The organism is Natronorubrum halalkaliphilum (assembly GCF_009834785.1).
Taxonomy (GTDB): Archaea; Halobacteriota; Halobacteria; order Halobacteriales; family Natrialbaceae; genus Natronorubrum; species Natronorubrum halalkaliphilum.
In genome coordinates this window covers 89,393-108,106 of sequence record NZ_WUYX01000060.1, presented here as the reverse complement: position 1 = coordinate 108,106, position 18,714 = coordinate 89,393, and the positions used below count along the sequence as shown (strand labels likewise).

General features: G+C 63.1%; 15 protein-coding genes. 4 read left to right on the top strand and 11 right to left on the bottom strand.

What is annotated here, in order from left to right; genetic code table 11:
• Positions 1 to 155: 155 nt before the first annotated feature.
• Complete coding sequence (locus GS429_RS17370) at positions 156 to 1,013, bottom strand: SDR family NAD(P)-dependent oxidoreductase (protein WP_160066608.1); 858 nt, start codon at positions 1,011 to 1,013, stop codon at positions 156 to 158.
• Positions 1,014 to 1,173: 160 nt separating this feature from the next.
• Between GS429_RS17370 and GS429_RS17365 the strand changes: the two genes are divergently transcribed.
• Together GS429_RS17365 and GS429_RS17360 are read left to right on the top strand one after the other, a co-directional pair.
• On the top strand, positions 1,174 to 1,890 hold the full coding sequence (locus GS429_RS17365) for a helix-turn-helix domain-containing protein (protein WP_160066607.1): 717 nt from the start codon (positions 1,174 to 1,176) through the stop codon (positions 1,888 to 1,890).
• A gap of 100 nt (positions 1,891 to 1,990) precedes the next feature.
• Positions 1,991 to 2,920 (top strand): hypothetical protein, encoded by a 930-nt coding sequence (locus tag GS429_RS17360; protein WP_160066606.1) that lies wholly within the window; start codon positions 1,991 to 1,993, stop codon positions 2,918 to 2,920.
• Between the two features lie 89 nt (positions 2,921 to 3,009).
• On the opposite strand, the gene GS429_RS17355 is transcribed toward GS429_RS17360, so the two are convergent.
• Together GS429_RS17355 and thiC are read right to left on the bottom strand one after the other, a co-directional pair.
• Positions 3,010 to 3,909 carry a PhzF family phenazine biosynthesis protein gene (locus GS429_RS17355; protein WP_160066605.1) on the bottom strand — a complete coding sequence of 300 codons (900 nt, stop codon included), beginning with the start codon at positions 3,907 to 3,909 and terminating at the stop codon, positions 3,010 to 3,012.
• Positions 3,910 to 4,056: 147 nt separating this feature from the next.
• Positions 4,057 to 5,550: a phosphomethylpyrimidine synthase ThiC gene (gene thiC / locus GS429_RS17350; protein ID WP_160066604.1), complete on the bottom strand. Its 1,494-nt coding sequence runs from the start codon at positions 5,548 to 5,550 to the stop codon at positions 4,057 to 4,059.
• A gap of 116 nt (positions 5,551 to 5,666) precedes the next feature.
• On the opposite strand from thiC, the gene GS429_RS17345 reads away from it, so the two are divergent.
• Positions 5,667 to 6,389 carry a class I SAM-dependent methyltransferase gene (locus GS429_RS17345; protein ID WP_160066603.1) on the top strand — a complete coding sequence of 241 codons (723 nt, stop codon included), beginning with the start codon at positions 5,667 to 5,669 and terminating at the stop codon, positions 6,387 to 6,389.
• Positions 6,390 to 6,491: 102 nt separating this feature from the next.
• Here the strand turns inward: GS429_RS17345 and GS429_RS17340 are convergent, their stop codons facing one another.
• Complete coding sequence (locus tag GS429_RS17340) at positions 6,492 to 7,841, bottom strand: chymotrypsin family serine protease (RefSeq protein ID WP_160066602.1); 1,350 nt, start codon at positions 7,839 to 7,841, stop codon at positions 6,492 to 6,494.
• 134 nt (positions 7,842 to 7,975) lie between these two features.
• On the opposite strand from GS429_RS17340, the gene GS429_RS17335 reads away from it, so the two are divergent.
• Positions 7,976 to 8,674 (top strand): phosphoribosyltransferase, encoded by a 699-nt coding sequence (locus tag GS429_RS17335; protein WP_160066601.1) that lies wholly within the window; start codon positions 7,976 to 7,978, stop codon positions 8,672 to 8,674.
• 58 nt (positions 8,675 to 8,732) lie between these two features.
• On the opposite strand, the gene GS429_RS17330 is transcribed toward GS429_RS17335, so the two are convergent.
• The 7 genes from GS429_RS17330 to GS429_RS17300 all read right to left on the bottom strand — a co-directional run bounded on the left by GS429_RS17330 (position 8,733) and on the right by GS429_RS17300 (position 18,307).
• The gene (locus GS429_RS17330; protein ID WP_160066600.1) at positions 8,733 to 8,924 is read right to left on the bottom strand and encodes a hypothetical protein; all 192 of its coding nucleotides are present in this window, start codon (positions 8,922 to 8,924) and stop codon (positions 8,733 to 8,735) included.
• Between the two features lie 161 nt (positions 8,925 to 9,085).
• The gene (locus tag GS429_RS17325) at positions 9,086 to 10,549 is read right to left on the bottom strand and encodes an MATE family efflux transporter (RefSeq protein WP_160066599.1); all 1,464 of its coding nucleotides are present in this window, start codon (positions 10,547 to 10,549) and stop codon (positions 9,086 to 9,088) included.
• 389 nt (positions 10,550 to 10,938) lie between these two features.
• Positions 10,939 to 11,973 carry a ScpA family protein gene (locus tag GS429_RS17320; protein WP_328821455.1) on the bottom strand — a complete coding sequence of 345 codons (1,035 nt, stop codon included), beginning with the start codon at positions 11,971 to 11,973 and terminating at the stop codon, positions 10,939 to 10,941.
• Positions 11,966 to 15,559 (bottom strand): chromosome segregation protein SMC, encoded by a 3,594-nt coding sequence (gene smc / locus GS429_RS17315; protein ID WP_160066598.1) that lies wholly within the window; start codon positions 15,557 to 15,559, stop codon positions 11,966 to 11,968. Before smc ends, GS429_RS17320 begins: the two co-directional genes overlap by 8 nt.
• Positions 15,560 to 15,638: 79 nt before the next feature.
• Positions 15,639 to 15,971 (bottom strand): DUF7518 family protein, encoded by a 333-nt coding sequence (locus tag GS429_RS17310; RefSeq protein ID WP_160066597.1) that lies wholly within the window; start codon positions 15,969 to 15,971, stop codon positions 15,639 to 15,641.
• 179 nt (positions 15,972 to 16,150) lie between these two features.
• On the bottom strand, positions 16,151 to 16,459 hold the full coding sequence (locus GS429_RS17305; RefSeq protein WP_160066596.1) for a transcription factor S: 309 nt from the start codon (positions 16,457 to 16,459) through the stop codon (positions 16,151 to 16,153).
• A 279-nt stretch (positions 16,460 to 16,738) separates the two neighbouring features.
• Positions 16,739 to 18,307 carry a CARDB domain-containing protein gene (locus tag GS429_RS17300; protein WP_160066595.1) on the bottom strand — a complete coding sequence of 523 codons (1,569 nt, stop codon included), beginning with the start codon at positions 18,305 to 18,307 and terminating at the stop codon, positions 16,739 to 16,741.
• Between the last annotated feature and the right edge of the window lie 407 nt (positions 18,308 to 18,714).

The following is an 18,714-nucleotide window of genomic DNA, read 5'->3' as shown; positions in this document are numbered from 1 at the left end:
GGTCGTGGTCCGCTCGATGAGCGCGTCGTAGTCGTCGATTCCGTACGCCTGCATAAACTCGGAGACGTTGGTCGACTCGACGAACTCGTCGCTGGGTTCGTGAACGATTTCGTCGACGTCCTCGAGACTCGGGTCGGTCGTGTTCTCGCTCATTGTCACTCGTAGGTAAGAGTCATACCCCCATCAAACAACAGGTCGCCGCCGTCCAGATGACGGCCGAGATCGGAAAAGCCGAGGACGAAGAGGTTGCCGACGTCGACCGGTTCCATCATCTCCGTGACGCGGGACTGGCCGAGCATCACGTCCTGAATCACCTCGTCGACCGAAATCCCGCGCTGTTCGGCGGTGTCCTCGAGTTGGGCCGTCACCAGCGGCGTCTTCACGTAGCCGGTGCTGATCGAGAACGAACGAATATTCCCCTCGCCCTCGGCGGCGATCGACTGGGTGAGTCCCCGGAGCCCGAACTTCGCGACGTTGTAGCCGACCTTGTCGCTCGTGACGTAGTGGCCGTGGACCGAGCTCATGTTGCCGACACAGCCCCGGCCGTCCTCGGTCTCTTGGAAGTGTGGAATGCAAAGCTTCGAAAGGTACAGCGGGGCCCGAAGCATGACCCGATGCATTCGGTCGTAGGTCTCCATCGGAAAGTTCTCGACCGCGTCGATGTGTTGCATCCCGGCGACGTTCGCGAGGTACTTGATGACACCCAGCCCTGCGGCCTCCTCGACGATCCGCTCGAGGTCGCCGTCGTCGGTGAGATTACCGACAATCGGCTCGATATCGCCCTCGAGAGCGAGTTCCTCCCCGTGTTCGATCGTTCCCGCGAGCCCGTCCTCGTCGATATCCGTCGCCGCAACGGTGAGGCCGTTTCCGGCGGCGACGAGCGCCGTTGCCCGCCCGATTCCGGAGCCGGCACCCGTCACGAGGCAGACGTTTCGGTCGGTAAACGACTCGTCGTCGACCGTATGAATATCGTCGCGAGACACCGTCGGCGGCGTCACCTGGTTCTGAGACATAGCTCACTCACGATGTATGTACCCTCGACGCATGCTAAAACACAGTTGTTAACATATCAACAGCGTTGTCGTCGATCGACCGTGAGACCACCGCTCGAGGCACTCGACCGTGATAACCGATAGCAAATATTAAGACATTGTATGTGATTCGTTCCCTAGTATGATCGATCTCGATATCGACATGCGGCAGTACGACTGTCCGTTTATCGACACGACTGACGACGTCGATATCGCGTTCTCGGCCGTCCAGTGGCAACTGGACACCGACGACGGGAAACTCGAGACGCGGCTCATCGCAAAAGGGGAGTCGACGGGTACACTCGAGCGGGGGCTACACGAACTTCGGGATCACCCGAACATGACGGAGTGTTACATTCTCTCAAAGCTCGAAAACGTCGCCCAGATCGGCACAACGATCGAGGAAACGAACGCGATGCACACCATTCAGGAAAACGGCGGCTACATCACCGGACCGTTTCAGATCGAGAACGGCCGCGAACGGTGGCACGTCGGCTTCGACGATGACGACGCCGAGGATCGGGCCCTCGCCGAACTCGACCGACACAACGAGTACACCGTCGAGGATCGCGACCAGTTCGGACCGACGGCGCTGTTTGACCTGCTGGAGAACTCGGACAGCGCGCTCCGGTTGCTCGAGGGCTGCCGGTCGCTCACCGAAACCGAACGCGACACGTTCGAGGCCGCCGCTCGGAAAGGATACTACGAGACGCCACGAGAGACGACGCTCGACGAACTGGCGGCTCACTTCGACATCTCGAAGACGGCTGTCTCGATGAATCTCCGCCGAAGCGAGCGAAAGGTTCTGAAGGCGGCGCTGACGGCGCTCGATAATATGGACGCTAGTCGCCAGTTTTGACGGCGCCGACTAAGTTCGGTTTCCGCCGGAGCGAACCGTTCTCTCACTCGCTCGGTATGTGGTCCGAAGTGATTATTCCCCTCGAGTAACTCGTCGGGGTATGGACGTTCGCTATCCGTTCAAGTGGGCACTCGTCTACCGGGCGGTCGCAGCGGGGGCGCTGATATTGGGGCTGGTACTCGTCGTCGTCGGCTTTCTCGCCGGGTTCGGAAGCGCGATCACGTCCCTCGTCGGCGATCCGTTGAATCCGGGCTCCGCGATCGAGCGAGCGAATCCGTCGATCACGGTCCTGTTCTGCGTGCTCGGCGTGATCGTCTGGCAGGTCGGCAAGACGTACGCGCTCTTTCTGACGGTTCCCCGCGCGGCCGGCCGGGCCGCTGCTCGGAGGTTTGACACCGAGCAGGTTTCGAACGAGGTCCTCGCCGGCCTCGACGACCGACTCGCCGAACTCGAGTCCGAACTGGCCGACACCCGACGCGAGATACGGGCGCTCGAACGCGCCGAGCACACCGCGCGGTTCGACGAGCGCGAGCACCTCGAATCGAACCCTGAGAGCGCGGATTCGATGGTCGACGCGAGCGATGCGGACGAGGGAACCGACGAGCGTGTCGATACCGACGTTACTGACGTAACTGCCGATACCAACGATACCGACTCGAGCGCCGCAACCGAGACTCGGCCGGTTCCGACCTCGGTAGCCTCGAGTGAGGTCGAGTCAGCGAGCGACGCGAGCGCAACCCGCGACCACGCGGCCGCGGAGGCCGGTGACGAGGCTGGCGAGGATGACGAAGCTGACGAAAACGGAGACGCTGGCGCTGGCACTGATACTATCGACGGAACGGGCGACGGCGACGACGTTGAGGACGCTCTCCCTGGAACTGGCGACGCGACGACTGCGACGGGTGCTGCAGCGTCGACGACCGACTCGGAGTCCGAAACTAAGGCGCAAACCGAAACCGAAACCGAAACCCGAACCGAAGCGGAAGCCAACCCCGACGCCGCCGGTACTGGCGACACACCAGCCGAATAGTCCCCCCAGCACGCCACCGTCGCGCACAGTCACTCTCTCTCTCTCAGAATCCGATACCCCGCAAGCCCGCAACGACCGGACGGTCCCGATCAGGCCTCGAGTATCTCGTCGTCGTCGTCCTCGGGAACGACGAGCGAGCCGTCGAGCACGGTCACGCCGCGGCCCCCTACCTGCACGCTACTCCCGACGCGAGCGCGAACCAGCCCCGGACGGTCGACGTAATGGCCCTGCTCGAGGCGGAGTTCGTCGGGCAGGTCGCCGTCGAACGCGGCGAAGCGATCGAGGTACACACCGACGGCTCCGCTGGCGGTGCCGGTGACCGGATCCTCCGGGACGCCGGCTCCCGGCGCGAACATCCGTCCGTGCAGCGTCGACTCCCGATCGAGTGCGTCGAAGGTAAAGAGGTAGACCCCCGTGGCGTCGACCGACTCGGCGAGGTCCTCGACGGCGCTCATGTCGGGATCGGCGTCCCCGAGGTCCGAGAGGTACGTGATCGGAACGATCAGGAACGGCAGTCCCGTCGAGGCCACCGCGAGCGGAATATCGTCGCTCGCGCCCTCGAGTGCGGCCTGGTCGACGCCGAGGGCGTCGGCGACGCGGTCGTACCCCACGTCGACCTCGCGGATCTGCGGCGCGTTCTGTGTCATCCAGACCGTCCCGTCCTCGGTCAGTTCGATCTCGAGACGGCCGACGTTCGTCTCGAGGGTTGTCGTGCCGGGTTCGAGTCCTTCGTCGTGGAGGTGTGCGAAGCTCCCGATCGTCGCGTGGCCGCAGAGATCGACCTCCTGAGTGGGGGTGAAGTAGCGAATCCGGCGATCGGCGCTCTCGCTCGAGCGGAGGAAGGCCGTCTCGCTGACGGCCATCTCGGCGGCGATCGCTTGCATCTGATCGTCCGAGAGGCCGTCCGCGTCCGGAATTACACCCGCCGGGTTGCCGGTCAGTGGTTCGTCGGTGAAGGCGTCGACCTGTAGCGCGCGAACCGTGTCCATACCCTCGGGTCGGCCGGGCGTGGTATCAATCCATCGTCGCGTGCCGGCCCCTGTTGCTATCGGGGAGTCATCGATAGCGCCTGATCAACGACAGAAAAGCTCACGGCTGTGCCGTGACCACACCGAGAACCGGGACAGCGGACCGTATCAGTCGTCGCCAGTCCCTTCGACCGCGCGGTCGGGCCAGTTCTCGTCACCTGAGTCGTCGGACGATTCGTGGGTTCCCACGGGCGGGCGATTTACCTCCGCTGCGGGCGAGGACTCGAGATCGGTCGTCGACTCGAGGTGCTTCATCTCGCCTGCGTCCCCGGGCTGTTCAGATCCCTTCGGACTCTGACTGCTTCGGGAATCGCGACGCGATTCCCGTGCGTCCTGATCGATCCGCATCGAGCAGAACTCGACGCCACACATCGAGCAGAACCGGGCTTCCTTGTAGTTGTCGCCGGGCAAGGTCTGATCGTGGTAGTCCCGGGCCCGGTCAGGGTCCAGCGCGAGGCGGAACTGCTCGCGCCAGTCGAACTCGTATCGCGCTTCGGAGAGGGCGTCGTCCCAGTCTCGAGCGCCGGGACGGCCGTTGGCCACGTCGCCCGAGTGGGCGGCGATCCGGTAGGCGGCGAGTCCGTCGCGGACGTCTTCTTCGTCGGGGAGGCCGAGGTGTTCTTTCGGGGTCACGTAACAGAGCATCGCCGCGCCGGCCTGAGCCGCCATCGCCGCGCCGATAGCGCTCGTGATGTGGTCGTAGCCGGGTGCGATGTCGGTCACCAGCGGCCCGAGGACGTAAAACGGCGCGCCGTCGCAGACCTCCTGCTGGCGTTCGACGTTCTCGGCAACCTTGTCCATCGGGACGTGGCCCGGCCCTTCGACCATCACCTGGACGTCGTGCTCCCAGGCGCGACGCGTCAGGTCGCCCAGCGTATCCAACTCGGCGTACTGGGCGTCGTCGCAGGCGTCAGCGATACAGCCCGGCCGGAGGCTGTCGCCGAGGCTGAAGGTGACGTCGTGCTCGGCGAAGATCTCACAGATTTCGTCGTACACCTGAAAGAGCGGATTCTGCTCGCCGTTTTCTTCCATCCACTTCGCCATGATCGAGCCGCCGCGGGAGACGATCCCGGTCTTGCGCCCGTTGGTCAGCGGCAGATGCTCCGCCAGAATCCCGGCGTGGATCGTCATGTAGTCGACGCCCTGCTCGGCCTGTTTCTCGATGATCTCGAGCAGCAGATCCGTCGTGATCTCTTCGGGACTCTCTGCCCGTTTGACGGCCTCGTACAGCGGCACCGTCCCGATCGGCACCGGCGAGTAGTCGACGTGGGTCTCGCGAATCTCGTCTAAGTCGCTTCCGGTCCCGAGATCCATGACGGTGTCCGCGCCGTAGTGAACCGCGGTGTGGAGCTTTCCCAACTCCTCCTCGAGATCGCTGGTCGTCTCGCTGTTGCCGATATTCGCGTTGACCTTCGTCGCGAACTCGCGGCCGATGATCATCGGATCCAGCGCCTCGTGATTGGTGTTGGCCGGGATCACGGCCTGTCCCTCCGCGACCTGCTCCCGAACGAACTCCGGCTCGCGGTTCTCTCGCTCGGCGACTCGTTCCATCGCGTCGGTGACCGTTCCCTCGCGGGCGGCTTCGATCTGGGTTCGCGCCATCGATAACTAGGTTGTATGACCTAGTTATATAGCTCTGACGTTGCCCGTCGTCGGACGGCCGGCACGGACAGGGTCGAACGGACGATTTTTACGCTCCTGTCGCTTCCGCCCGACCAATGTCGAATCCGACCGGCCGTCCAGTCGCCCAGGGGGCCTACGACGAACTCGCGGCGGGGTACGATCGTGAGGGCGATACGAAGCCGTCGAACGCGTACCTCGAACGGCCGGCGACGTGTTCCTTGCTTCCCGATCTCGAGGGGGCGCGCGTTCTCGACGCCGGCTGTGGTGCCGGACACCTCGCGGCCGAACTCCGAACTCGCGGAGCGACCGCGGTCTGTCTCGACGCGAGTCGCGAGATGCTCGCGTACGCACGAGAACGAATCCCCGCTGCTGACGTCTTGCAGGCCGATCTCGGGAGCGGGTTCCCCGTCGCCGACGACGCCTTCGACGGGGTCGCTAGTTCGCTTGCATTTCACTACGTCGAGGACTGGACACCACTGTTTCAGGAACTCCGCCGCGTTCTCAGGCCCGGCGGCTGGCTCGTGTTTTCGGTGCAACATCCCCACGCGGACTTCGAAGAGTACGCCGAGGCCGAAAACTATCACGAGCGGGAACTGGTGTCGGCGGTCTGGGACTCCTTCGGTACCGAGGTGACGGTCCCGGCGTACCGTCGTCCGCTCTCCGCGATGGTTTCCCCCGCGCTCGAGGCCGGCTTTCGACTCGATCGCCTGCTCGAGCCGACGCCGACGGACGCGTATTGCGAGGCGAATCCGGAGCGATACGAGTACGAGGCGACGCGGCCGAACTTCCTCTGTTTCCGGTTTTTTGCGCCGGCGTAGTCTCTCTCCGGGGATTTTCGTCTCTGCGCGCTCTCACTCGGCCTTTCGTACTTTCCTACGCGTCGATGTCCTCGGGACCGTAACCGCTCATCTCGTAGGCCCTCACTCGAGCGCGCATACGGACCCGCCGCGAACCCGAACGGTCAGCGAGTCGACGTCGTCCGGAATCGAGACCGGGACGGTCACCGTCGCTCGAGCGCGAGAGTCGGCATCGTCACTGCCGCTGTCATTGTCATTGGCATCGACACCGTCGCCAATCGATCCCACCGAAACCCTCCTTCGTTCGCCGTCGATCTCGAGCCAGTACCGACCGGGCTCGGCGACGACGCTCGCGGTGACGTCGACGGTTTCGCCCCGCCGGAGTTCGTCGTCGAACGCGACCGACTCGAGCGAGAACGCGGACGACTCGAGGTCGACGGAAACGGTGTGATCGAACGCCGTCGTGGTGACCGGAATCGCCGCGCCGTCGTCGGCGTCGTCGCTCGGTTCGGCGGCGAGGATCTCGACGCCGAGTTCTGACTCGACCAGCGCGATCCGATTGCAGATCGTCTGCTCGGCCGAGCCGGCAAAGAGCAGGCCGACGAGCGTCCCGTCCTCGAGGAAGACCGGGGAGCCGCTGTCGCCGCCCTCGGACATGTGGCCGGCGACGAGTTGCTCCCGGAGCAACACCGGGCCGTGAACCTCGCCGAAGTTCACGCGAACGCTGGCGCTCGTCGCCTCGATGTCGGCGCTCGTCACGCCGGTCGTGCGCCCGGTCTTCGTCACTGTCTCACCCTTCAGTTCATCGTAGCCCTCGCGTTTGATCCCGGTCGGCCACGTGTCCTCGAGTTCGAAGTAGGCGTCCGTATCTCGGTCCGGTCCGGCCGACCGGGCGGCCACGTCGACGCGCACGCCCTCCTCGATGGGGACGTAGCCGACGAGGTCGCCGACGGCGTCGTCGGCGGTGCCGCCGTCGCGCGGCGAGGGCTGGCGGATCGGCGCACCGGGGTCCGCCTCGTTCGACCGGGCGTAGACGTGGTTGTTCGAGAGTCGGACGAGGTCCCCCGATCGAACGTCGTCGCGCCAGACGGCGTCTCCGTCGTCGGGGTCGGTAACCTGAGCGGGATACGGCCCGGCCGTGCCCGCCGTCAGGTTCGCGTTGCTCTCGCTGACGCCGGCGGGGACGGGACGATGACGGCCCTCCCGACCGGGGGCCGCCTCAGGAAGCGTTTCGAACGTCGACAGCGCGTCGAACCCTTCCCGCTCCTCGTCGTAGCCCGCGTCGACGACGTCGACGGCCACGTCGTCCCCCGCGTCGGTCACGCGTTTCTCGACGCGGTCCTCCTCCGTGAGACGCTCGGCCGGCTCTTTCTGGGTGACGAAGACGGTGACTCGGTCTTCGTTCGCGTCGTAGTCGACGCCGATCACGTTCTTGCACTCGAGGAGATACTCGTAGTCTCGTGTGGAACTCATCGATGACAACGCTCGTTATTTTACAACGAAACCGTCCGAATTATTTAGTTTGTGAGTCAGTCGCAGGATCTGGGACGAAACCGGTTTCAGCCCACTTATGGGGGTTGGCATCCTGCTACCGAGTACGCACCACCATGTCCGACCTACCGGACGATTTCGACTGTACGATCACGACGTGGGAGTACATTTACAGCCTCTGTCGCGACGTCCGCGACGAGGTTCGCGACGACGCGTTCGAACCCGACGTCGTCGTCGCGCTCGCTCGCGGCGGCTGGTTCGCCGGCCGGTGTCTCTGTGACTTCCTCGGGTTGGACGACCTGACGAGCCTGAAAATGGAACACTACGTCGGTACCGCCCAGAAGAGTGGCGAACCCACCGTCCGTTACCCCATGCCCGAAGGCAGCGTCGAGGGCAAGGACGTCCTCATCATCGATGATATCGCCGATACCGGCGGCTCGATCGAGCGCGCCCACGAGTACGTTACTGACCGCAACGCCGGAGAGGTTCGCACCGCGACGCTCCAGTTGCTCGGCACCAGCGAGTACGAACCCGACTACGTCGGCGAGCACCTCGAGGAGTGGACCTGGATCGTCTACCCGTGGAACTTCATCGAGGATATGGTCGATCTCATCTCGAGCGTGATGGAACGGGCCGATCAGGAGTCGTTTACCCAGGAGGAGATTCGTCACTATCTCGCCGACTTCCACGGCATCGAGCGCATCGAGATGGAGATCGCGCAACCGAATCGGATTCCCGAAGTACTCAGCGAGATGGAACGGCGTGAGGTACTCGAGTCGGCCGGGCCGGGCGAGTGGACGCTCGCCGCCGAGTGAGCGTAGACTGAGTGGGTGGGTGTGCGGGTGAGTCGAGTCCCTCGAGTACGAATCGACGTTACGAGGTGTCCAGCGCCGGCGGCACCTCGACGGCGACGACTTCGTGTTGGGTCTCTCGCTGGTGGTCGGTACCGATTGTCGTCGCGGTATCGCGCCCGTCGGCCGTGTCTTCGAACGCACAGCCCTCGCACTTCACCAGATATCGTTTCGTCCCGTCGTCCTGATCGGTTGGCTTCCTGTTCGCGAGCATACCATCCCGTTCGACACGGACTCGCTTGAGCCATTTTCCAAAAGGGTTTGGAGTGAAGCAAAAGCTGTAAGTCCCTGAGAGTGGCCGATCAGAACGGGAACTGGACTCCGTCGGACGATTTCGAAACCACAGACTGCGGACAGGTACCGAATCGGACGCGTTCACTCCGCGACCGATTCCGTCTCGCTCGAGTCGGTCGCCTCCGTCTTCGATTCCGAGTCCCCCTTCTCGCCGTCGTCGACCAGCGATTCCTTCCACGTTCCGCGGGTGAACCACGCGACGGCAGTGAGTGCGCCGACGACGTCGCCGACGACGACGCCGGTCCAGATACCCGTGGTTCCCCAGCCCGCGACGAAGATCAGATAGTAGGTGACGGGAACGCGAACGATCCACAGCCCCAGGACGGCGAAGGCCAGCGCCGTTTTCGTGTTTCCGGCCCCGCGGAACGCTCCCTGTATCACCTGCATGACGCCCATGAAGACGAACGCGAACGCCGCGAACTGGAGATACGTAACGCCGTAGTCGATCGTCTCGGCTCTCCCCTCCGCTTCGGCCGTGACGAACACCGAAACGAACGGCTCAGGAAAGAGGAACGCGAGCGCGCCGGCGACGAACATGATTCCGCCGATCACTCCCGCACCGATCCACGTCGCTTTCGCCGCCCGATCCGCTCGCCCGGCGCCGAGGTTCTGGCCGACGATCGAGTCCGTCGCCTGTCCCATCCCCATCGCCGGCAGGAACGCCAGCGAAATCAGCCGGTTGCCCAGCCCGTAGGCCGCCACGACCGCCGGCGGAAAGGTGACGACCATCGCCGTCATCGCGACCAGCGCGAGCGCGGTCATCGACTGCTCGATCGCCGTCGGCACCCCGAGCCGCGTGATTTCGGTGACGTACTCGAGGCGCGGACGGAGGTGTCCGAACTCGATGTTGGGACCGACGTTCGTGTAGTACAGCAGGTAGAAGCCGATCACCGTGGCGATCCCCCGCGAGAGAACGGTCGCGACGGCAGCGCCCGCGATCTCGAGGCGAGGAAGCGGCCCGACCCCGAAGATGAGCAGCGGGTCGATCACGAGGTTGATGACGACGCTGATAGCCATCACCCGCATCGGCGCGCGGGTGTTGCCGTAGCCCCGCATGAGCGCGGCGAAGACGAAGAAGCCGAACACGAAGGGAACGCCGAGGAAGAAGATCTGGAGGTAGTCGGCGGCCAGCGGGAGGATCGCCGCCTCCGTGTCGCTGTCGGCGGGGAGGATATCGAGCATGGGTTCCGTCGCGAAATAGCCGATAATCCCGAGAGCGACCGCGACGATCGAAATGAACGATATCGTTTGGCCGGCAATCAACCCGCCTTTTCCGCTTTCGGCACCCGTATGCTGGGCGATCAGGATTGCGCCCGCCGTGGTGAAGCCGGCCCCGACCGCGATCACGAGAAAAAGCAGCGGAAACGCCAGACTCACCGCGCCGACGGCGTCGGGCGAGAGCGCGCCCAGCCAGAAGGTGTCGCCAACGTTGTAGGCGACCTGCAACAGCTGGATGACAACGAGCGGCCACGCCAGCTTGAACATCGGCCCGACGAGTGCGCCCTCCGTAAGGGATCCCTCGTCCGGCTGCTCGCCGGAGGACATACAGGAAGAGTGTAACCTGAGATACTTGATGGCTCGTGAGTCATGGTATCGATACTCATTACCACCGTCCCAGCACTGCCCCGAAAATACGTGCGTCCGGTCGGAGACGGAACCACCTCGTGGGTGCCCGTTTTGTGCTATTCCGACGGCGACCTAACGGTCGTCACCGCAATCACGGCGGCGAAACCGTTGTTCGGCACAAACCGTGACGGCCACCTGCTGCAGTGATACTGTCGGACAGCAGTCACTGAGAAGTCGGCCGCGAATTCGCGGCCGTCCTCGGGGACGACGGCCGCAGTAGCGCGACCGATCTTCGAATCGTTCTGTCCGGCAGTATGAGAACGAGACAACCCCTACTTCCACTGGGCCACACATCGAACAGCGTCCGTTCAGTCCGCGACCGCTTCGGTCGCTTCCGTCTCGACCGTCGCATCCTGCACCCAGAGATCGCCGAACAGTTCGTCCTGCTCGAGGCGGACCCGGCCCCGATGGGCGAGAAAGAGCAATGCGAGATACGTCATTACGCGCGTCCCGCCGACGGTCTCGATTTCCGCGTACAGCACCTCCTCGCGGCCCTGTTCGTACTGGCCCTCGAGTTCGGCTTCGACGTCGTCGATGACGCTCTCGATGTCTTCCTCGTGGGTCGTGTGGGTGACGTCGTCGCTCGTCGGTTCGTCGTCGACCCGGAGCCCGTCGTCCGCGTGGTAGTTCAGTTCCTGGACGCCGCGATCGTACCCGCGCGGCGAGTCGGTCGTGTCGTAACTTCGGGACTCCTTCCAGCGCGTGTCGCGTTCGGCGCTTCGAAGCTCCCGAACCAGTTCGTCGAGCGTTTCCGGCTTCCCGCGGGCGTGTTTGCGCTCGAGACGGCGCTCCATCTCGTTCTCGAGGCTCTCGACGGGGTCGAAGCCGGGTGCCGGACCGCCGTCCTCGCCGCCGTCCATCGGCCCCTCGTCGGCGAAGGGGGCTTCCCACGGTGGAAGCTCCTCCTCTTCGGGTTCGTCCGGCGCGAACAGTTCGTCGCTTTTCATCCGCAGGAGGACGCTCGCGTAGAACAGCGCCCGCCCGGACGTCCGCAGGTCGGCCTCGTCGAGGGCGTCGAGGAACTTGTCGGTCACCGCGACGATGTCGATGTCCCAGGGATCGATCTCGCCGTCTTTGGCGAGTTGTACCAGCAACTCGACGGGTTCGACCTCCTCGGCCTCGTCTTCGTCGTCCCCACCCTCGACGTCGCTTTCGGCCTCGAGTTCGTCGTCTTCGGAGAATTCGAGTACCGACTCGTCGGGACCGGGTTCGCGGTGGCCGTCGCTCGCGTTCGAACCCGAACCCGACGCCCCCGGCCGTTCGCGATCCTCGTGACCGGCGATATTCAGCGGGATATCGTCTCCGCCGTCGGTATAGAACTCGTCGTCATCGTCGTCAGTCACTCACGGGCACCTCCTCACTCGTTCCGTCGCCGCCGTCGTCGCTCAGGTCGATCCCCGTCACCGCGCTGACGTTGTTCTGTTGCATCGTCACCCCGATCGCTCGCTCGGAGCGGTCGAGCATGGCCGAACGGTGGGAGACGACGACGAACTGGGCCTCGTCGGCGAGTTCGTCGACCATCTCGCCGATCCGCTCGGCGTTGACGGCGTCGAGGAAGGCGTCGACCTCGTCCAGCGCGTAGAAGGGAGCCGGGTTGTGCCGCTGGATGGCGAAAATAAACGCGAGCGCGGTCAGGGACTTCTCTCCGCCGGACATGGCGTCCAGTCGCTGAATCGGCTTGTCCCCGGGCTGGGCCTTCATCGTCAGTCCGCCGTCGAACGGATCGGCCTCGTTCTCGAGGTGGAGTGTTCCGGTCCCCTCCGAGAGCTTCTCGAAGATTTCGGTGAACTGGGCGGCGATCTCGTCGTAGGAGTCCATGAACGTGCGTTTCTTCTGGGTCTCGTACTGCTCGATCCGATCGCGAATCCCCTCGGCCTCCTCGACCAGCGTCGCCTTCGCGTCCTCGAGTCCCTCGAGATCGGCCCGAACCTCGTCGTACTCGTCGATCGCGAGCATGTTTACCGGCTCCATCGCCTCCATGTCGGCCTGCAGGAAGTCGATCATCTCGAGGACCGTCTCGTGGTCGGGGACGTCCTCGGGGTCGTAGTCGCCGACCTCGGACTCGAGACTCTCGATCTCCCACTCGAGGTCGCCGACGCGGTTGCGGTTGTCCTCGAGTTTGCTCTCGACCGCGTTGACCCGATCCTGTTGCTGGTCGCGTTTCGTCCGCGCGTCCGACAACGCTTCTTTGAGGTCGCTGCGCTCGGCTTTGAGCTCGGTAAGCTCCTCTTCTAGGTCCGCGACGGCCTCGCGTTTTTCCTCGAGTTCGTCGCGTTTCTCCTCGATCGTCTCCTTGCACTCCTCGATCCGGTCTTCGTGTTCCGCGGTTCGATTCTGGGCCGTTTCGATGTCGTCGTGGAGGTCCTCGATGGCGTCTTCGGCGTACTCCTTCTCCAGACTCAACTCGTTGAGTTTACTGTCGATCTCGTCGATCCGATCCTCGCGCTCGTCGATCTCGGCCTCGAGTTCCTCGATCTCGGCGGTGAGTTCGGGGATCTTCGAGTCCGCGAGTTCGGACTCGAGTTCCGCGATATCGGCCTCGATCTCCTCGACCGCGGCGGTTTTCTCCTCTATCTCGCCGGAGATTTCGGTCATCCGCTCGTCGACGGACTCCCGTTCGTCCTCGAGTTCTTCGAGGTCGTTCTCGAGCGTCTCGATCTCGTCTTCGATGGACTCGCGGCTGTCCTCGAGCTTCTCGATCTCGTTTTCGATCGATCGCACCTCGTCGGCCGCGTCGGTCTTGCGGTCGCGGGCGTCGTCGAGTCGCTCCTCGACGCCGCGCAGGTCCTCGCGCAGGGACTCCCGTTCGTCCTGCAGTTCGGTGATCTGTTTCGCGACGCGCTCGAGTTGTCCCTCGCCACCGCCGGTAAAGGAGTAGCGCGAGCCGCCCCCGGAGCCGCCGGTCATCGCGCCGCTTTTCTCGACCAGGTCGCCGTCTAGGGTGACCATCCGATAGTCGCCCATGTACGAGCGAGCGGTCTCTAAGTCCTCGACGACCAGCGTGTCGCCGAGGACGTAGGAGAAGACGCCCGCGAACTGCTCGTCGAAGTCGACGAGGTTGTACGCGAAGTCGACAATCCCCGGATCGCTGGGCGCGTTGGGCAGCCGGCGCTGGCTCATGTCCGTCAGCGGGAGGAAGGTCGCCCGACCCGCGTTGCGGGACTTGAGGTGGTCGATACACTGCTGGCCGATGACGTCGTCGTCGACGACGACGTTCGCCAGTCGGCCGCCCGCCGCGGTCTCGCAGGCGACGGCGTACTCGCCCGGGACGTTCCCTAACTGGGCGACCGCGCCGTGGACGCCGTTGATCCCCGCGTTGAGGATCGTCGTCACCGCGCGGCCAAAGGAGGAGTCGCCGCTCTCGCCCGCGTTGGCCTCAAGTTCGGCGTACTCCTGTTGTTTCGCCTGGATCTCATCGTCCAGTTCGTCGACGTCCGACTGGAGGCGTCGCTTCTCGTCTCTGAGGTCGTCGACGACGCCCGCGATGTTCTCGCGGTTTTTCTCCGCCTTCTCGAGTTCCCGTTCGAGGTCGGTCCGCTTGCTCTCGATTTCGGGGATCTCCTCGCGGCGCCGCTCGATCGTCGCCTCTTTCTCGCTGATCGCGTTCGACCGTCGGCGAGCCTCGTCCAAGAGCCGGTCCTGCTCGCGCTGGAGGTCGTTCTTTTCGGTCTTGGCCTCCTCGAGGTCGTCTTTCCGCTCGGCGAGGTCGGCTTTCAGTTCGTCGAACTCGGTGTCGACGGCGTCGATCTCGGCCTCGAGTTGCTCGCGCTCGGCCTCGCGTTCCTGAATCTCGCTCTTAATCGAGGCCTTCTCGAGTTTGTGCTCGCGCATCTCGTCGTCGAGATCGTCGATCTGCTCTTGCTTGCGATCGATCTGGACGAACGCCTCGCGGCGGTTGGATTCGGCCTCCTCGATCTGCTCCTCGCTGGCCTCGATCTTGTCCTCGAGCCGCGAGATGTCGCCTTTGATCTCCTCGATCTCGCTTTTGATTCGGAGCTGTTCGTCCTCGCCTTTTCGTTCGATCTCGGCGTTGAGATCCTCGAGATCCTCCTGCAGCCGAACGACCGCGCCCTGGCGCTCGTCGAGTTCGCGCTGGAGGCCCTCGAGTTCGTCCTCGAGGTCCTCGACGCGACCCTCGGCGGTCGCCAGTTCCTCGCGTTTCTCCTCGAGTTCGCTGGCCTTCTTGTACCCCTCGTACTCCTCCTTCTCGCGGCGGAGCCGACGGTAGCGCATGGCCGTTCGTCGTTCGTCCGCGAGCTGGTCGAGGCGGTCGCGTTTCTCCTCGATGCGGAGTTCGGCCTCGTCGATCCGCTCCTCGACGACCTCGAGTTCCTCGAAGGCGTCTTCTTTCTTCGCGTCGAACTCCGCGACGCCGGCGATTTCGTCGATGATCTCCCGGCGCGCGTGGGGCGTCATATTGATGATCTCGGTGACGTCGCCCTGCATGACGACGTTGTACCCCTCCGGCGTGACGCCGGCCTGTGCGAGCAGGTCCTGAATGTCCGAGAGGTTGACCGACCGATCGTTCAGGTAGTAGTAGGAGTAGTAGTTGTCCTCGGTCTCCTTGACCCGGCGACGAATGCGTATCTCGTCGACGTCGCCGACGTCCTCGCTGCCGGCCGCGTTGACGACCTGCGAGCGCGTCAGCGTCCCGTCGGAGTTGTCGAGGATCACTTCGACGGTCGCCTCGCGAGGACCGGCGGAGCTGTTGCCGTCCTCGTGACCGGGGTTGTAGATCAGATCGGTCAGTTTCTCGGCGCGGATCCCGCGAGTGCGGGCCAGTCCGAGCGCGAAGAGGACGGCGTCGATGATGTTCGACTTCCCGGAGCCGTTCGGTCCGGTGATGACCGTAAAGTCCTCGTAAAACGGAATCTTCGTCTTGCGGCCGAAGCTCTTGAAATTGTCCAGAACGAGTGCCTTGATATACATTCTCTTAGCGAGTCCTCCGTCCCGTCAGGGAAGGTAGCTAACCCGCGCGGTCGATCGGGGCCGCGGCGGTGCCACGTAGTTATGCGACAATAATGTCGTCGCTACCTGAGTCTTCCGCTTCGTCCTGAGCCGACGCGTCCTCGCTATCGGCGTCGGCCGTCGCTTCGGCGACCTCGTCGGGTGCCGCTTCCCGGGTCTCGACTTCGGCGTCCGATTCCGAATCTGGCTCCGACTCCGATTCGGACCCACTGCTCCGTCGGTCCGGAACCCGAGTCGGCGTGTCGGCATCCAGTTCGGCCTCGAGAACGCGAATGCGCTCTTTCGCTTCGATGAGTTCGTCCGTCAGCCCGTCGACCGTCGACTCGAGTTCCGCAACCATCGATTCGAGTTCATCGACACGGTTTTTCGACATATCATCTAGCGGTCCGTCAGGACACATAAACGTACGTCAGACAAAACTAATTGTTCTGGCACATTCTTCGCAGTTGATGCGTGTGTGCGGTCGGGGCAGCGTGCCTCCAGTTTGGCGCCGAGCGCGCCAGCGGGCGTCGTCGTGTCTCGTTTCGCGAGGGAGACGGCGTTCCGGGGCGGTCAGTTGTCGTCTTCGCGCCACTTGTGCTCGCACTCCGAACAGATGAAAAACCGCGTTTCGGACTCGTCGGCCGCCCGAATCTGTTGCATATACCAGTAGGCACGGTCGTGACCACACTCGGGACACCGGGCGTCCGTCTCCGGGAGCGACGTCTCTCCGGAGGACTCGATAATCTCGCTGGCCTCCTGATCGTCCGTGACGACGTAGTCGTCCGCGTCGCCTTTCGGTTTCGTGTAGCCACAGCTGCCACACTCCCAGATGCCGTCGTCGGCTTTCATCATCGAACCGCAGTCGTCACAAAATTCCATCGTTGTCCGGGCTACGTGGGTCGAGTGACTTAAGCGACCCGTTTAGCCTCGGTTTCGGCCTTGGCCACGCCTCAGCATCGGAACGGGTTCCGGCGTCGATGACGGTTTCCGTATCGGAACCGGGCTCGGTTCCGGTTCGCCTCGAGAAACATCATATGCGGTCGCTCGAGGGGAAACGCGCAAAAATAAAAATCGATTCGCAGTTTGCGATTTACGATCCGCGATTTCGGATCCGCGGTCGACGGGTATCACCCGCAAACCGTCAGCCGCGACCCGTCGTTAGTTCGGCTGTCGGCGCGCGATGAGCAGTGCAACCGAGAGCAGTGCCAGAACTGCAACTGCCGGTCCGAAGCCGGGGACCGGGAGCAGGCCACTGTCATCGTCGACGGTCAGCGTACCGGCGCTGGTTCCGCTGACTGCGATCTCGAACTCACCGGTTTCCTCGAAGGATTCGGTGAACGTGACCGTTTCCGAATCGCCACTGTCGACAGTGACGTCTTCTTCGGCGACAACGTCGCCGTCGACGGTCAGCTCGGCGGTGAACGTGCCGGAGTCGCCGCCGCTGTTCTCGACGGTTGCCGTGACGTCGACGTCGTCACCGACTTCGATCTCGTCCTCGCTCAGCGAGGCGGAGGTCACGTCGAACTTCGGCTCGAGCGAGTCGTAGACGGAGACCGTTCCGGCGGTCGCATCGTTGACCGCGACCTCGTAGTCACCTTCGCTGTCGAAGGTGTGGGTGAAGCTAACCGTCTCTTCACCGCCCGGCGTCAACACGACGTCTTGCTCGTCGACGACGTCGCCGTCGATGATCAGTTCGGCGGTGAAGGTGCCGCTCTTGTCGGCGGTCTCGGTGACCGTCGCGGTCACGTCGACGGAGTCGCCGGTCGTGATCTTGGTGTCACTCAGTTCGGCGTTGGAGACGCTGAACTCAGGTGGGTCTTTGGGGTCTGGATCCGGACCGGGGCCTGGGATACCTGGGACACCCGTGTCATCTTCTCCAATGGTAAGCGTTCCTTCGGAGGTCACGTATTCATCTGCTTCGCCAGTTGTCGCAACGTGAACCCACTGGTAGTCTCCGTCGGTCCAGTTTTCGTGGGTCCCGACATCGATCGAGACATCATCGCTGCCAGCCACGACTGCTGTTGCGGATGCGTTCAGAATGGTATCTCCTGCCTCGAACTGCTCGTCACTGAACGGAGTCTCGTTTGTAGCGTGTTGGATGATGGTATCGAAGTCCAGCATCCCGCTGAATCGGTCCGAATCGACACCGTCATCGACCGAAACAACACCCTCTACGCCACCGATATCGGACTCGATTTGGACATCATCTTTCGAGAAGTCCTCGCCGAACTCTTCCTCGACGGTCACGTCTAGTCGAGAGTCAGCGAACGTCTCGCCATCATAGAGCGCGATCATGTGACCGACGTCGTCACCGGAAAGTCCGGTCTCATCGACGGTGAAAGTGGCGTTTTCACCTTGATCGACTGACGATGGCTCAGTGACCTCAGATGTGTTCTGATGAACGAGGAAGCCCTCGACACCGATGATAGTGGCTGGACCCTCTGGATTCAGGTTTTCGTCGTCGACGGTCAAGCCATCCCCGTCTTCAGTCGTCGCCATTAGTGCGACATACTGTCCAGCGTCTGCATCATCGTACTCAATACCAGCAAGCTCCCCGTTATCGTCTAGATTCTCGGTTGTCACCTTTTCGAAGGCGATATTGTCGTTCAGATCCTGAAGATCGCCGTCGTTGATCGACGCGATCATTTCAAGATCGTCAACAGTGGCACCCGGTGCGACCTTACCGACGATGACTCTGACTTCTTCGTCCTCATAGTCGCTAGTCATTGCACCGGAAGCACCCTCAAAGTCGAGTGTTACGGTCCCGGGATCAAACACGCCGATCTTATCACGGTTTGCTTTCACTTGCTCGTTAGTATCACTGATATATGTCTGCTGGTTCTCGACGACTGTCGCAGCGCCGTCCAGATCAGCACGGAAGGGAAGCACTGACCGTTCCCAGACCGAAATATCATCGATACCCGTTTCGTATTCGTTCGATTCTATACCGATCTCAGTTTCCTGAGTGTCGTCCGTTGCCGCTGGAGTCGACGTAGCTCCCACTACACCAACCAGCGGTGCCGCTATCAAGATGAGCACCATCCCGACAGTGACAGCTGTCTTAGACATGGTCCAATGACTGTCATCATGTTAGTTATCTCTTTCTATTTATGACAAGGATATGGTTATACACT

Excerpts from the sequence above, each read along its gene's own strand:
- GS429_RS17330 (WP_160066600.1), bottom strand. The coding sequence starts at position 8,924 with ATGCTCGCGAACAGGAAGCCAACCGATCAGGACGACGGGACGAAACGA.
- GS429_RS17365 (WP_160066607.1), top strand. The coding sequence starts at position 1,174 with ATGATCGATCTCGATATCGACATGCGGCAGTACGACTGTCCGTTTATC.
- GS429_RS17300 (WP_160066595.1), bottom strand. The coding sequence starts at position 18,307 with ATGACTAGCGACTATGAGGACGAAGAAGTCAGAGTCATCGTCGGTAAG.
- GS429_RS17305 (WP_160066596.1), bottom strand. The coding sequence starts at position 16,459 with ATGGAATTTTGTGACGACTGCGGTTCGATGATGAAAGCCGACGACGGC.
- GS429_RS17360 (WP_160066606.1), top strand. The coding sequence starts at position 1,991 with ATGGACGTTCGCTATCCGTTCAAGTGGGCACTCGTCTACCGGGCGGTC.
- GS429_RS17345 (WP_160066603.1), top strand. The coding sequence starts at position 5,667 with ATGTCGAATCCGACCGGCCGTCCAGTCGCCCAGGGGGCCTACGACGAA.
- GS429_RS17340 (WP_160066602.1), bottom strand. The coding sequence starts at position 7,841 with ATGAGTTCCACACGAGACTACGAGTATCTCCTCGAGTGCAAGAACGTG.
- GS429_RS17310 (WP_160066597.1), bottom strand. The coding sequence starts at position 15,971 with ATGTCGAAAAACCGTGTCGATGAACTCGAATCGATGGTTGCGGAACTC.
- GS429_RS17335 (WP_160066601.1), top strand. The coding sequence starts at position 7,976 with ATGTCCGACCTACCGGACGATTTCGACTGTACGATCACGACGTGGGAG.
- GS429_RS17355 (WP_160066605.1), bottom strand. The coding sequence starts at position 3,909 with ATGGACACGGTTCGCGCGCTACAGGTCGACGCCTTCACCGACGAACCA.
- GS429_RS17325 (WP_160066599.1), bottom strand. The coding sequence starts at position 10,549 with ATGTCCTCCGGCGAGCAGCCGGACGAGGGATCCCTTACGGAGGGCGCA.
- thiC (WP_160066604.1), bottom strand. The coding sequence starts at position 5,550 with ATGGCGCGAACCCAGATCGAAGCCGCCCGCGAGGGAACGGTCACCGAC.
- smc (WP_160066598.1), bottom strand. The coding sequence starts at position 15,559 with ATGTATATCAAGGCACTCGTTCTGGACAATTTCAAGAGCTTCGGCCGC.
- GS429_RS17370 (WP_160066608.1), bottom strand. The coding sequence starts at position 1,013 with ATGTCTCAGAACCAGGTGACGCCGCCGACGGTGTCTCGCGACGATATT.